General features: G+C 72.4%; 11 protein-coding genes. 8 read left to right on the top strand and 3 right to left on the bottom strand.

The window, feature by feature from the left end; genetic code table 11:
* Positions 1-8: 8 nt before the first annotated feature.
* A complete protein-coding gene (locus ACSJDX_RS00635) occupies positions 9-509 on the bottom strand; it encodes a small multidrug efflux protein (RefSeq protein ID WP_438353678.1) in 501 nt (166 codons plus the stop codon).
* Between the two features lie 112 nt (positions 510-621).
* Here ACSJDX_RS00635 and ACSJDX_RS00630 point away from each other — a divergent pair, with 112 nt between their 5' ends.
* The 5 genes from ACSJDX_RS00630 to ACSJDX_RS00610 all read left to right on the top strand — a co-directional run bounded on the left by ACSJDX_RS00630 (position 622) and on the right by ACSJDX_RS00610 (position 5,671).
* Positions 622-1,836 (top strand): sensor histidine kinase, encoded by a 1,215-nt coding sequence (locus ACSJDX_RS00630; RefSeq protein WP_438353677.1) that lies wholly within the window; start codon positions 622-624, stop codon positions 1,834-1,836.
* The gene (locus ACSJDX_RS00625; RefSeq protein WP_438353676.1) at positions 1,833-2,435 is read left to right on the top strand and encodes a response regulator; all 603 of its coding nucleotides are present in this window, start codon (positions 1,833-1,835) and stop codon (positions 2,433-2,435) included. Before ACSJDX_RS00630 ends, ACSJDX_RS00625 begins: the two co-directional genes overlap by 4 nt.
* A gap of 141 nt (positions 2,436-2,576) precedes the next feature.
* Positions 2,577-3,740 (top strand): ADP-forming succinate--CoA ligase subunit beta, encoded by a 1,164-nt coding sequence (sucC, locus tag ACSJDX_RS00620; RefSeq protein WP_438353675.1) that lies wholly within the window; start codon positions 2,577-2,579, stop codon positions 3,738-3,740.
* A 20-nt stretch (positions 3,741-3,760) separates the two neighbouring features.
* Positions 3,761-4,663 (top strand): succinate--CoA ligase subunit alpha, encoded by a 903-nt coding sequence (sucD, locus tag ACSJDX_RS00615; protein WP_438353674.1) that lies wholly within the window; start codon positions 3,761-3,763, stop codon positions 4,661-4,663.
* 570 nt (positions 4,664-5,233) lie between these two features.
* A complete protein-coding gene (locus ACSJDX_RS00610; RefSeq protein WP_438353673.1) occupies positions 5,234-5,671 on the top strand; it encodes a nitroreductase family deazaflavin-dependent oxidoreductase in 438 nt (145 codons plus the stop codon).
* 36 nt (positions 5,672-5,707) lie between these two features.
* On the opposite strand, the gene ACSJDX_RS00605 is transcribed toward ACSJDX_RS00610, so the two are convergent.
* Positions 5,708-7,174, bottom strand: a complete 1,467-nt coding sequence (locus ACSJDX_RS00605; RefSeq protein WP_438353672.1) for an NCS2 family permease — start codon at positions 7,172-7,174, stop codon at positions 5,708-5,710.
* A 106-nt stretch (positions 7,175-7,280) separates the two neighbouring features.
* Here ACSJDX_RS00605 and ACSJDX_RS00600 point away from each other — a divergent pair, with 106 nt between their 5' ends.
* From ACSJDX_RS00600 to purH, 3 genes are read left to right on the top strand one after another with little or no spacing between them, the layout of a single operon-like run.
* Positions 7,281-8,912, top strand: a complete 1,632-nt coding sequence (locus tag ACSJDX_RS00600) for a cell division protein PerM (RefSeq protein WP_438353671.1) — start codon at positions 7,281-7,283, stop codon at positions 8,910-8,912.
* Between the two features lie 4 nt (positions 8,913-8,916).
* The gene (purN, locus tag ACSJDX_RS00595; RefSeq protein ID WP_438353670.1) at positions 8,917-9,516 is read left to right on the top strand and encodes a phosphoribosylglycinamide formyltransferase; all 600 of its coding nucleotides are present in this window, start codon (positions 8,917-8,919) and stop codon (positions 9,514-9,516) included.
* Between the two features lie 40 nt (positions 9,517-9,556).
* On the top strand, positions 9,557-11,164 hold the full coding sequence (gene purH / locus ACSJDX_RS00590; RefSeq protein WP_438353669.1) for a bifunctional phosphoribosylaminoimidazolecarboxamide formyltransferase/IMP cyclohydrolase: 1,608 nt from the start codon (positions 9,557-9,559) through the stop codon (positions 11,162-11,164).
* Positions 11,165-11,266: 102 nt separating this feature from the next.
* Here purH and ACSJDX_RS00585 read toward each other — a convergent pair whose 3' ends face one another.
* Positions 11,267-12,694: a dihydrolipoyl dehydrogenase family protein gene (locus tag ACSJDX_RS00585; RefSeq protein ID WP_438353668.1), complete on the bottom strand. Its 1,428-nt coding sequence runs from the start codon at positions 12,692-12,694 to the stop codon at positions 11,267-11,269.
* Between the last annotated feature and the right edge of the window lie 78 nt (positions 12,695-12,772).

The following is a 12,772-nucleotide window of genomic DNA, read 5'->3' as shown; positions in this document are numbered from 1 at the left end:
CGGCCCGCTCAGCGGACGGCGGTGATGACGCCGGTGATGACGAGCGTCAGGGCGGTCGTCCACAGCACGATCGCGAGCGCCTGCCAGAACAGCACCTTCGCCGGCGGAACACCGGTCGCCACGAGCGCGGCCGAGGTGATCTGCGTCGGTACGAGCAGGGGGCCCAGCAGGCTCACGCCGGGCGTGCCGTACCGGTGGTATGCGGCCAGCACCTTCCTCCGGCGCGGGGAGACCTCCTCGGCTGACCCGCCACCGCGGGAGAGCACCGCGGTGCGCACGCGGGAGCCGATCAGCACGACGACGAGCACGCACAGGAAGTTGCCGACGATGCCGGCGATCGCGGCGACGGCGGGGTGGATGCCGCCGACGATGCCGATGGATGCGGCGCCCTCGCCCTCGATGAAGGGGATCGCGCCGGCTGCGGCGACGATGAGGGGCTGGACGAACTCCGGAACCTGGGAGACGAGGTCCTGGAAGCCGAGGACGAGATCACTGAGTGGATTGGACATGTCTCCATCCCAGCGAGCCGCGCCGTCGGGCGGCAGTGTCGGGCCGTCACGTGCTCCCGGGAGGTTCGGCCGCCCGGACCGTGACAATCGTCATGGTCGTACTGTGGCCGGTGTGAGCGATCCCTCCGTCGTCCTGACCCCGTCGCGGGCCGCCGCGTGGCTGGCCCGCGGTGTCACCGCGACGTGGTGGTACACGGCGGGCTCGGTGATGATGTTCGCCCTGATGACGGTGGCACTGTGGCTCGTCGCGCTGATCGCGGGGGCCGCCGATCCGGGAACGGGCGCGCTGATCGTGTACGGCGCCGGAGCGGTGGTGTGGTTCGTCGGCGTGGTCGGACTGCTGCTGTCGTACCGGCGCCGCGCGCTCGCGGTCGTGGTGGAGCCCCGGCGTCATCTGTCCGCGCCCACCGTGGGGGCCCTCGTGGCGATCGGGTCGGGCGCGGTGGTGCTCGGCGTCGTGAGCGGGAGCGTGCTGCTCGGAGCGGCGGCCGCATCGGTCGGGCTCTGCCTGCTGACCTGGATGCCGGGGGTTCGTCTGCGCGTCACGATCGTCGTCACGCTCGTGCTCGTCGTGCTGTGGATCGTCGAGGCCGGTCGGCCGGACATGGCCACGGCGTCCGTCTTCGTTCACCTCGCCTTCGCGGCGGTCCTGCCCTCCGCGGCCGTCGCGTCGCTGTGGTGGTGGGACGTCGTGGTCGAGCTCGACCGCGCCCGTGCCGTGGAGAGCCGGCTCGCTGCCGTGCAGGAGCGGCTGCGTCTGGCCGGCGATCTGCACGACCTGCAGGGCCACCACCTGCAGGTGATCGCGCTGCAGCTGGAGCTCGCCGAGCGGATGCTGCCGCGCGACCCTGCGGCTGCCGCCGAGCAGGTGCGGTTGGCGCGCACCTCGGTCGACGAGGCGCGCCGCGGCACGCGCGAGCTCGCCGGGCGCTTCCGCGGCGTGCCGCTGCCCGACGAGCTCGCCAACGCCGCCGACCTCCTGCGCGCGGCCGGTCTCCGGGTCGATCTCGAGCTGTCGGAGGGAGCGGATGCCGCGCCCGCCGACGTGCTCGGACCTGTCGTGCGGGAGTGCACCACCAACGTGCTCAAGCACGGCGGGGGACGGTGGGCACGGCTCGGGCTCGTCCGCGGCGACGGGCGGTGGTGGCTGAGCGTCGCGAACGACGTCGGGCCCGGGGTCGGCGGAGGCGACGGCGGTGCGGGGCTCGACGGCATCGCCGACCGCGTCGCCGCGGTCGGCGGAGAGCTGCACCACGCCGCACGCGACGACGCGTTCGAGGTCGTGGTCACCGTCCCGGAGGCGCGGGGCGCGGGGGAGCGGGCATGATCCGGGTGCTGATCGCCGACGACGAGGACATGATCCGCTCCGCCCTCGCCTCGCTGCTGCGACTCGAGGACGACCTCGAGGTGGTGGCCGAGTGCCGCGACGGGGAGGAGGCGGTCGCCGAGGCCCTCCGCCTGCGCCCCGACGTCTGCCTGCTCGACCTGGAGATGCCGGGGCTCGACGGCGTCGAGGCGGCCGCTCGCATCCGCCGCCAGATCCCGACGCGCTGCGTCGTGGTCACCCGGCACGCCCGACCCGGAGTGCTGCGGCGCGCGCTGACCGCCGGGGTCGACGGGTTCCTGCCGAAGTCGCGTCGCGCCGACGACGTGGCGGCGGTCATCCGCGAGGTGGCGGCGGGGCGCCGCTACGTCGACCCCGAGATCGCCGCCGACGCGCTCACCGACGAGCGCAGTCCGCTCACCGACCGCGAGCTCGACGTGCTGCGCGCCGGTGCGCGAGGGGAGACGATCGCGCAGATCGCGGCATCCCTGCACCTGTCCTCCGGCACGGTCCGCAATCATGTCTCGTCGGTGCTGGGCAAGCTCCATGTCGCGACGCGACAGCAGGCGACCATCCTCGCGCGAGAGCGCGGGTGGATCTGAGTCGTCACCCCGTGGAGGGGCTCGTGTTCGAGACCGGCCGCGCACGGGTAGTAGGCTGATTGATCGATCCCGATATCTCGATATCGAGAGACTTCTGCGCTTCCCGCGCTCTCCCACCGTTCGCCACCGAAGGACTGCACTGTGGATCTGTACGAGTACCAGGCCCGTGATCTTTTCGAGAAGTACGAGGTGCCGGTGCTCGCCGGCATCGTCGCGGACACGCCGGAGGAGGTGCGGGCCGCGGCCGAGAAGATCGGCGGAGTCGTCGTCGTCAAGGCGCAGGTCAAGGCCGGCGGCCGCGGCAAGGCCGGCGGCGTGAAGGTCGCCAAGACCCCGGACGAGGCCTATGAGCTGTCGAAGGCCATCTTCGGCCTCGACATCAAGGGGCACGTCGTCAAGCGCGTCATGGTCGCCCAGGGCGCGCGCATCGACAAGGAGTACTACTTCTCGGTGCTGCTCGACCGCGCCAACCGCTCCTACCTGTCGCTCGCCAGCGTCGAGGGCGGTATGGAGATCGAGGAGCTCGCCGTCGAGCGTCCCGAAGCCCTCGCCCGTGTCGAGGTCGACCCGCTGGCCGGCATCGACCAGGCCAAGGCGCTCGAGATCGCGAAGGCCGCGCGCTTCGACGACGAGCTGGCGCCGAAGGTCGCCGACGTGTTCGTCAAGCTCTTCCAGGTCTACAAGGGTGAGGACGCCACGCTCGTCGAGGTCAACCCGCTCGTGCTGACCGAGGAGGGCGACATCATCGCCCTCGACGGCAAGGTCTCGCTCGACGAGAACGCCGCGTTCCGGCACCCCGACCACGAGGCGCTCGAGGACAAGGACGCCGCCGACCCGCTCGAGGCGAAGGCCAAGGCCAACGACCTCAACTACGTCAAGCTCGACGGCCAGGTCGGCATCATCGGCAACGGCGCGGGCCTGGTCATGTCGACCCTCGACGTCGTCGCCTACGCGGGCGAGAAGCACGGCGGCGTGAAGCCCGCCAACTTCCTCGACATCGGCGGCGGCGCCTCGGCGACCGTCATGGCCGCGGGCCTGGACGTCATCCTCGGCGACACGCAGGTCAAGAGCGTGTTCGTCAACGTCTTCGGCGGCATCACGTCGTGCGTCGCCGTCGCGGAAGGCATCGTCAAGGCCCTCGAGATCCTCGGGGATGCCGCGACCAAGCCGCTCGTCGTCCGCCTCGACGGCAACCAGGTCGAGGAGGGCCGCGCGATCCTCGCCGCCGCAGGCCACCCGCTCGTCACCCTCGCGGCCGGTATGGACGAGGGCGCCGACAAGGCCGCCGAGCTCGCGAACGCCTGACCCGGAAAAGGAACCCAGAAATGTCGATCTTCCTCAACAAGGACTCCAAGGTCATCGTCCAGGGCATCACCGGCGGTGAAGGCACCAAGCACACCGCCCTGATGCTCAAGGCCGGCACCCAGGTCGTCGGCGGCGTCAATGCCCGCAAGGCCGGCACGACCGTCTCGCACACCGACAAGGACGGCAACCCCGTCGAGCTGCCCGTCTTCGCATCGGTCGAAGAAGCCATCCGCGAGACCGGCGCCGACGTGTCGATCGCGTTCGTGCCGCCGGCCTTCACGAAGGACGCGATGATCGAGGCCGTCGACGCCGAGATCCCGCTGCTCGTCGTGATCACCGAGGGCGTGCCCGTCGGCGACACCGCCGAGGCGTGGGCCTACGCGAAGTCCAAGGGCGAGACCACCCGCATCATCGGCCCGAACTGCCCCGGCATCATCACGCCTGGTGAGGCGCTCGTGGGCATCACGCCCGCCAACATCACCGGCAAGGGACCGATCGGTCTCGTGTCGAAGTCGGGCACCCTGACCTACCAGATGATGTTCGAGCTGCGCGACCTGGGCTTCTCCACCGCCATCGGCATCGGCGGCGACCCGGTCATCGGCACGACGCACATCGACGCGCTCGCCGCGTTCGAGGCCGACCCCGAGACCAAGGCGATCGTCATGATCGGCGAGATCGGCGGCGACGCCGAGGAGCGCGCGGCCGACTTCATCAAGGCCAACGTCACCAAGCCGGTCGCCGGCTACGTCGCCGGCTTCACGGCGCCGGAGGGCAAGACGATGGGCCACGCCGGCGCCATCGTCTCGGGCTCGGCGGGCACCGCGCAGGCGAAGAAGGAGGCCCTCGAGGCCGCCGGAGTCAAGGTCGGGAAGACCCCGTCCGAGACCGCCGACCTGATGCGGGAGATCATCGCCGCGCTCTGACGCGCACACACGAGGACGGATGCCGCGGCCACAGGCCGCAGCATCCGCCCTCTGTCGTTAGCCCCGATCCGCTCCGCGAGGTATCTCCGGCGAACGGACCGGCTCTGCTCTTGTGGACGCTTCCGAGCGAGGTCTATGGTTCCCTCGGACGCGCGTTGCGCCGGGGGTGCGACGCGCGGGGGGATGGGGATCTCGCAGGAACGACCGGGGTGGAAGGGAAACCCGTGGTTCGGAGACCCCCCGTCACCGGGGATGCACGCGGAGGGCGAGGAGGACAGCTCGCCCCGTTCGGCGCGCGTCCCGGCGGGGTGCACGACACGGCCGTCACGGTGGGGGTGATCGTGACCGCTGGGGGCGCTGTCACCCCTGCCGTGTCGGGCTTCCTCCGGGGGTACCCACCGCCGCAGGGATCGACCGCGCCACTACGACCGCCCGGCAGGCAGGCGGCGACGGTGCGCGATGAAGCCGCGATCCCTGCGGCGGGACCGGTCTACCCGGGATGATCGCGCGCGGGAGCGTCGTCGGCTGCCCGCGGAGCCGGTCGGGTCGGGCGCGGCTAGGGTGGGCCTCATGCCGCTTTCCGGAGAGTACCTGCCCAGCACGTCGGAGTGGGCGCGCACCCAGGCCGAGGTGTTCGAGCAGTCGAACGGCGCCGAGGCGAACGAGCTGCGCGGCGTTCCGATCATCGTGCTGACCACGGTCGGCGCGAAGACCGGCGGCCTGCGCAAGACGGCGCTCATGCGTGTCGAGCACGACGGCCGCTACGCCGTGGTCGCCTCCAAGGGCGGGGCCGAGAAGGCGCCGCAGTGGTACTGGAACATCGTGAAGGGCCCGCTCGTCGAGCTCCAGGACGGCGCCGTCACCCGCGACTACCGCGCCCGCGAGCTGTTCGGCGACGAGCGCGCGGAGTGGTGGCTGCGCGCCACCGCCGTGTGGCCCGCCTACGACGACTACCAGACGAAGACCGAGCGCCGGATCCAGGTGTTCGTGCTCGAACCGGTTGACTGAGGCGCCGAAGCCGCGGCATCCGCCCCGCGGTGTCCGTCAGACCAGCAGCGCCTCGATCGGACCGCGGGCGAAGTACAGCAGGAAGCCGGCGGCCACCACCCACAGCAGGGGGCTGATCTCGCGCGCCTTGCCGGACAGCGAGCGCACCACCACCCACGACACGAAGCCCGCGCCGATGCCGTTCGCGATCGAGTAGGTGAGCGGCATCACCGTGACGGCGAGGAAGACCGGCAGCAGGATCGAGAAGTCCGAGAAGTCGATGTGCCGGATCTGCGACATCATCAGCGCTCCGACGATGACCAGAGCGGATGCCGCGACCTCGCTGGGCACGATCGACACGAGCGGCGTGAAGAACATCGCGAGCAGGAAGAGCGCGCCGGTCACGACGTTGGCGAGGCCCGTGCGGGCACCCTCGCCGATGCCCGAGCCGGACTCGATGAAGACCGTGTTCGACGAGCCCGAGGTCAGTCCACCCGCGACCGCGCCGACGCCCTCCACGATCAGCGCGGAGCGGATGCGCGGGAAGTCGCCCTTCTCGTCGGCGAGCCCGGCCTCCTTCGACAGGCCCGTCATGGTGCCCATCGCATCGAAGAAGTTGGTGAACACCAGCGTGAAGACGAGCATCAGCGCGGCGATCACGCCGATGCGCTCGAACGAGCCGAACGAGACCTGCCCGACGAGCGACAGGTCGGGAACGCTCACGAGCGTCGCGGGCAGCTCGGGCACCGACAGGCCCCAGCCTCCGGGGTTGGCGACCGCGCCGTTCGCGATCTTCGGGCCGAGATGCCAGATCGCCTCGACCACGACCGCGACCACCGTGCCGGTGACGAGTCCGATCAGGATGCCGCCCTTCACCTTGCGGGCGACGAGGATGCCGGTCAGCAGCAGCGTGAACACGAAGATCAGCGTCGGCACGGTGGCCACCGAGCCGTTCACGCCGAGTCCGACCGGGGGAGAGGACGCGCCCGTCGTGGTGACGAATCCGGCGTCGACGAAGCCGATGAACGCGATGAACAGGCCGATGCCGACCGTGATGGCGAGCTTCAGCTGGATGGGCACCGCGTCGAAGATCATGCGCCGGAGCCCCGTGACGGCCAGCAGCACGATGATGAGGCCGTTCACCACGACGAGCCCCATCGCCTCCGGCCAGGTCACCTGACCGACGACGCTCACCGCCAGGAACGAGTTGATGCCGAGCCCGGCGGCGAAGGCGAAGGGCAGGCGCGTGACGAGACCGAACAGCATCGTCATGACGCCGGCCGTCAGCGCCGTCACCGCAGCGACGGCGGGGAACGCGAGCCGGCCGCCGGCGACATCCGTCCCGCTGGAGAGGATGATCGGGTTCAGGATGACGATGTAGGCCATCGTCACGAAGGTCACGACGCCGCCGCGCACCTCCGTGCCCACCGTGGATCCGCGGCGGGTGATCTCGAAGAACCGGTCGATGCCGCCGCGCGGCTCGGGCGTCGTGGTCTCGTCGGTGGCGGGCGTGTGCGTGCTCATGGGTGACCTCCGCCCACGACGTTAGCGTGGCGCCGCCCCGGTGGTCGCCCGCCGCCGCGCGCGTCCGCCGGGCGGGCGCCGCTGCCGTGGGTAGGGTCGATGGCGCATGAACCGTCTCCTCGTCGCCCTCCTCTCCGTCTTCGACGCCGTGATCGCGGCCGCCGTCGGCGTGGCCGTCGCGCTCGCGCCGCTCACGTTCGTGTTCGTGCTGGTGTTCGGCGGTGCGGCCGACTGGGGAGCGCTGTGGCCCGCGGGAGCGGCGGTGTGGCAGTTCGGTCACCTCGTGCCGCAGACGATCACGCTGCCCGACGCATACCTCGCGGCGACGGGCATCGGGGCGGATGCCGCATCCTTCGTCCTCTCGCTCGCGCCCCTCGCCTTCGTGGTGTTCACGGCGGTGTTCGCCGCCCGCTCGGGCATGCGTGCCGCGCGTGCCGACGCGTGGGGGACCGGCGTGACGACCTCGTCCCTCGTGTTCGCCGCGCTCGCCGCGGGGATCGCCCTCACCTCGGGGTCGGCGATCGCGCAGGCGCCCCTGTGGCAGGCCATCCTCGTGCCCGCGCTCGTCTTCGCGGTGCCCGCCCTCGCGGGCGCCGTCGCGGTGGAGTGGCAGGAGGCAGGATCGGGCGTGGTCGCGCGTGTGCGCGACCGGCTCGAGGGCGCGCGCGGAGGGTGGGGCGACGTCACCGGACTCGCCGTCCGCGGAGCCGCCGTCGCCCTCGCCGCCCTGGTCGGGTTCGCCGCGCTCGGCGTCGCGGTGGCGCTCGTGGCCTCCGGCGGACAGGTGATCGCGCTGTACCAGGCCGCGCACGTCGACGTGCTCGGCGCGGTCCTCGTCACGATCGGCCAGCTCGCCTACCTGCCCACGGTGATCGTGTGGGCCATGTCGTTCCTGGCCGGACCCGGATTCGCGCTCGGCGTCGGCACCGCGGTGTCGCCCGCCGGCACGCAGCTGGGCGTGGTGCCCGGCATCCCGATCCTCGGGATCGTGCCGGCGTCGTCGTCGTGGATGCTGCTGCTCGCCCTCCTGCCGGTGGCGGCCGGCGCCCTCGCCGGCTGGGTGGCGCGCTCGCGGCTGCTCGCTCCGGCGCCGCCGGACGAGGATGCCCCGTCAGCCGTCCGCACTCCCTGGGCCACCGCGGCGCTCGACGGACTCATCGGACCGCCGCCCGGCGACCGCGACGCCTTCGAAGACGATGCACCCGAGCCGGTCGGCCCGCGCGTCGTGCTCGTCGTGCTCATCGCGGTGCTGTCGGCGGCGGGTGCCGCCCTGCTCACGGCGCTGGCATCGGGATCGCTCGGTCCCGGACGCCTCGCGGAGGTGGGACCCCAGCCCGGCCCCGTCGCCCTCGCCGTCGGGCTCGAGGTGCTGCTGGGAGCCGGCATCCTGCTGCTCGCTCCGCGTCGCCGCGCCGACGATCGCGACGACGATCGCGTGGAGCCGTCCTCCGGCACCCCGGCGCGCGCCCGCATCGACGCGATCCCGTTCGCCAGCGCGGTCTCGGCGATCCCGTTCGCCGACGGCCACCACGACGACGCTCCGCCGTCGGGCACGGCGAAGCGGACGGATGCCTCGACCCGGACGGGTGGGGCGCCCTCGCGCGATCCGGAGCCGGTGCCGCATGCCGGTCCCGCAGACGACACCGCGCCGCTGCCACCCCTCCCCACCCCCGATCCCGACGCCGTCCCGGACGGACCCGCCCCGCGCAGGCCGACCGCACTGCCGCCGGTAGACTGACCCGGTGCTCACGGTCGCCGTCCTCATCTCCGGCGCGGGCTCCAATCTGCGGGCGCTGCTGGACGCCGCGGCGGACGACGACTACCCCGCGCGGATCGTCGTCGTCGGCGCCGACCGCGAGGCCGACGGCTTCGCGCACGCCGAGGCGTACGGCATCCCGACGATCCTGGTGCCGTTCCGCGAGTTCGAGACCCGCGAGGAGTGGGGCGAGGAGCTCTCCGCGCAGCTGCGCGTGTGGCAGCCCGACCTCGTGGTGCTGAGCGGCCTGATGCGGCTGCTGCCCCCGGGGATGGTGGCCGCCTGGGCGCCGCGGATCATCAACACCCACCCCGCGTATCTGCCCGAGTTCCCCGGCGCGCACGGCGTGCGCGACGCTCTGGCCGCCGGTGCGGGGCAGACCGGTGCGAGCGTCATCGTCGTCGACGACGGCGTCGACTCCGGGCCGATCCTCGCGCAGGAGCGCGTGCCGGTGCGTCCCGACGACGACGCGCACACCCTGCACGAGCGCATCAAGCCGGTCGAGCGACGGCTGCTCATCGACGTGGTGCGCCGTATCGCGACCGGCGAGCTCGATCTCGCCGCGGCATCCGACTCCGCCCGCTGACCCCGCCCCCTCCGCACCCGATCCGAAAGGCCTCCCGCCCATGGCCGGTCCCCGTCACGATCCCGCCCTCTACCGCGACCGCGACGTCGTGCCGGTGCGCCGCGCGCTGATCTCGGTGAGCGACAAGACCGGCCTGCTGGAGCTCGCCGCGGCTCTCGCCGAGGCGGGGGTGGAGATCGTCTCGACGGGCGGCTCGGCGACCCTGCTGCGCGACGCGGGCTACGCGGTGACGGATGTCTCGGCGGTCACCGGCTTCGCGGAGGCCCTCGACGGGCGCGTCAAGACGCTGCACCCGAGCGTGCACGCCGGCCTGCTCGCCGACCTGCGCCTGGAGGACCACGAACGCCAGCTCGCCGCCCTCGGCATCCGGCCCTTCGAGCTGGTCGTGGTGAACCTCTACCCGTTCGTGGAGACCGTCGCCTCGGGCGCCCAGGGCGACGACGTCGTCGAGCAGATCGACATCGGCGGGCCGGCGATGGTGCGCGCGTCCGCCAAGAACCACGCGAACGTCGCGATCGTCGTCTCGCCGTCGTCCTACCCCGCGATCATCGAGGCGGTGCGCGCGGGCGGCACCGCGCTCACCCAGCGCCGCGAGCTCGCCGCGCGGGCGTTCGCGCACACCGCCGCGTACGACACGGCCGTCGCGGCGTGGTTCGCCGACGGCACGCTCGGCTCGGAGGAGGACCTGCCTGCGCACCTCACGATCAGCGCCGAGCGCCTCGACACCCTGCGCTACGGCGAGAACTCGCACCAGCGCGCCGCGATCTACTCGCGCGCCGGGGGCCACGGCATCGCCCAGGCCACGCAGCTGCAGGGCAAGGAGATGTCGTACAACAACTACGTGGACGCGGATGCCGCCCTCCGCGCCGCGTTCGACATGGTCAAGCCCGCGGTCGCGATCATCAAGCACGCCAACCCGTGCGGCATCGCCGTGACCGCCCCCAACGCCCTCGACCCGATCGCCAGCGCCCACCTGCGCGCGCACGAGTGCGACCCCGTCTCGGCCTACGGCGGGGTGATCGCGGCGAACGGCACCGTCACCCTGAAGATGGCCGAGAACCTCAAGGACATCTTCACCGAGGTCATCGTCGCCCCGGCCTTCGAGCCGGCCGCGCTCGAGGTGTTCAAGGCCAAGAAGAACCTGCGGCTGCTGCAGCTGCCCGACGACTGGCAGCAGGAGCGCATGGACGTGCGCCTCGTGTCGGGCGGTCTGCTCCTGCAGGACGCCGACCGCTTCCCCGACGACATCGACTCGGTCGCGAAGGACTGGCAGCTCGTCACCGGCGAACGTCCCGCCCAGGCCGAGATGGAGAACCTCATCTTCGCGTGGAAGGCGTGCCGCGCGGTGAAGTCGAACGCGATCGTGCTCGCGAAGGGCTCGGCCACCGTCGGCGTGGGCATGGGTCAGGTCAACCGCGTCGACTCCTGCCGTCTCGCCGTGGAGCGCGCCGGCGATCGCGCGGCCGGTGCGGTGGCGGCATCCGACGCCTTCTTCCCGTTCGCCGACGGCGCGCAGGTGCTCATCGACGCCGGCGTCTCGGCGATCGTGCAGCCCGGCGGATCGGTGCGCGACGAAGAGGTGATCGCCGCGGCGCAAGCCGCCGGCATCCCGATGTTCTTCACCGGCGAGCGCCACTTCTTCCACTGACCCGCGCGGCGGCGGTCGCGCTCAGCCCACTCAGCGAGACTGCACTCCGGCATCGAGACACGTGCGGTCCGCCGCGGTCTCGATGCGGCAGTGCAGTCTCACTCAGGAGGCGGTTGGGCGGCCGTACGCCTCGAGCAGCCGCAGCCAGACCTCGCTGACGGTGGGGTACGAGGGCACGGCGTGCCACAGGCGGGTGAGCGGCACCTCGCCGACGATCGCGATCGTCGCGGAGTGCAGCAGCTCGGCGACGTCGGGACCGACGAACGTGGCGCCGATCAGCACCCCGCGGTCCTCGTCGACGATCGCCCGGGCCCGGCCGGTGTAGTCGTCGGATGCCGCGCTCGCCCCCGCGACCCAGGACAGGTCGTAGTCGAGCACCCGGATGTTCCGCCCCGCCTTTCGAGCTGCGGCCTCGGTGAGTCCGACCGACGCGACCTCGGGATCGGTGAAGGTCACCTGCGGCACCGCGTCGTGGTCTGCGGTGGCCGCGTGCACGCCCCACGGGGAGGCATCCACCGGCTCGCCCTTCGCGCGCGCCGCGATCACGTCTCCCGCGGCCCGCGCCTGGTACTTGCCCTGGTGGGTGAGGAGTGCCCGGTGGTTGACGTCGCCGACGGCGTAGAGCCAGTCGGTGCCGCGCACGAGCATCGTGTCGTCCACATCGAGCCAGGCGCCCGGGGTCAGGCCGATCTCGTCGAGTCCCAGGTCGCCGGTGCGGGGCGTGCGCCCGACGGCGACGAGGACCTCCTCTGCCGACAGTTCGGAGCCGTCGGAGAGGGTCAGGATGGCGGTGTCGCCGTCGCGGCGGGCGGCCACGACGTCGACGCCTTCGCGCACGGTGGCGCCGAGCGCGCGCAGCGAGTCGGCCACGAGCTCGCCGGCGAACGGCTCCTGCGTGCCGAGGAGTCCGGAGCGCGCGAGGAGGGTGACGGTCGTGCCGAAACCCGCGTAGGCGGTGGCCATCTCGACGCCCACCACGCCGCCGCCGACGACGGCGAGGGATGCCGGCACCCGCTGCGCGCTCGTGGCCTCACGGCTCGTCCACGGGGCGATGTCGGCCAGACCCGGAACATCGGGCAGCAGGGCGGCGGATCCGGTGGCGACGGCCACGGCGTGACGGGCCACCAGGTCGGTGGTCGTGCCGTCGGCGGCCGTGACGCGCAGGCGCCGGGGGCCGGTGAACTCCGCGTGCCCGCGCACGAGGTCGATCCCGGCGCCGGCGACCCAGTCGGCCTGCGACTGGTCGTTCCAGTTGTGGGTGATCGCGTTGCGGCGGCGCAGCACGCCCTCGACGTCGACGTCGCCCGTGACGGCCTGCTTCGCGCCGTCGACCGCCCGGGCGGCACGCACGGCGGCGGCGCTGCGCAGCAGCGCCTTCGACGGCATGCACGCCCAGTACGAGCACTCGCCGCCGACCAGTTCGGCCTCGACGAGCGCGGTGCGCATCCCGCCCTGCACGGCACGGTCGGCCACGTTCTCGCCCACCGCCCCCGCCCCGATCACGATGACGTCGTACTCGATCTCGCTCATGCCTTCACGCTAGTCCCGCCCCGTCGTGTGCGGGCCGGTGCATCCCGCCCCGATCGCTGCCGAACGGTCGCAACTCGC

The sequence above is a fragment of the Microbacterium fluminis genome (assembly GCF_051549805.1).
Classification (GTDB): Bacteria; Actinomycetota; Actinomycetes; order Actinomycetales; family Microbacteriaceae; genus Microbacterium.
Note: the sequence above shows the minus strand (reverse complement) of the source record. Positions and strands in the feature narration are given on the sequence as shown.

Coding starts and splice junctions, on each gene's coding strand:
- ACSJDX_RS00635 (WP_438353678.1), bottom strand. CDS start 509: ATGTCCAATCCACTCAGTGATCTCGTCCTCGGCTTCCAGGACCTCGTC.
- sucD (WP_438353674.1), top strand. CDS start 3,761: ATGTCGATCTTCCTCAACAAGGACTCCAAGGTCATCGTCCAGGGCATC.
- ACSJDX_RS00600 (WP_438353671.1), top strand. CDS start 7,281: ATGAACCGTCTCCTCGTCGCCCTCCTCTCCGTCTTCGACGCCGTGATC.
- purH (WP_438353669.1), top strand. CDS start 9,557: ATGGCCGGTCCCCGTCACGATCCCGCCCTCTACCGCGACCGCGACGTC.
- ACSJDX_RS00605 (WP_438353672.1), bottom strand. CDS start 7,174: ATGAGCACGCACACGCCCGCCACCGACGAGACCACGACGCCCGAGCCG.
- ACSJDX_RS00585 (WP_438353668.1), bottom strand. CDS start 12,694: ATGAGCGAGATCGAGTACGACGTCATCGTGATCGGGGCGGGGGCGGTG.
- ACSJDX_RS00610 (WP_438353673.1), top strand. CDS start 5,234: ATGCCGCTTTCCGGAGAGTACCTGCCCAGCACGTCGGAGTGGGCGCGC.
- ACSJDX_RS00625 (WP_438353676.1), top strand. CDS start 1,833: ATGATCCGGGTGCTGATCGCCGACGACGAGGACATGATCCGCTCCGCC.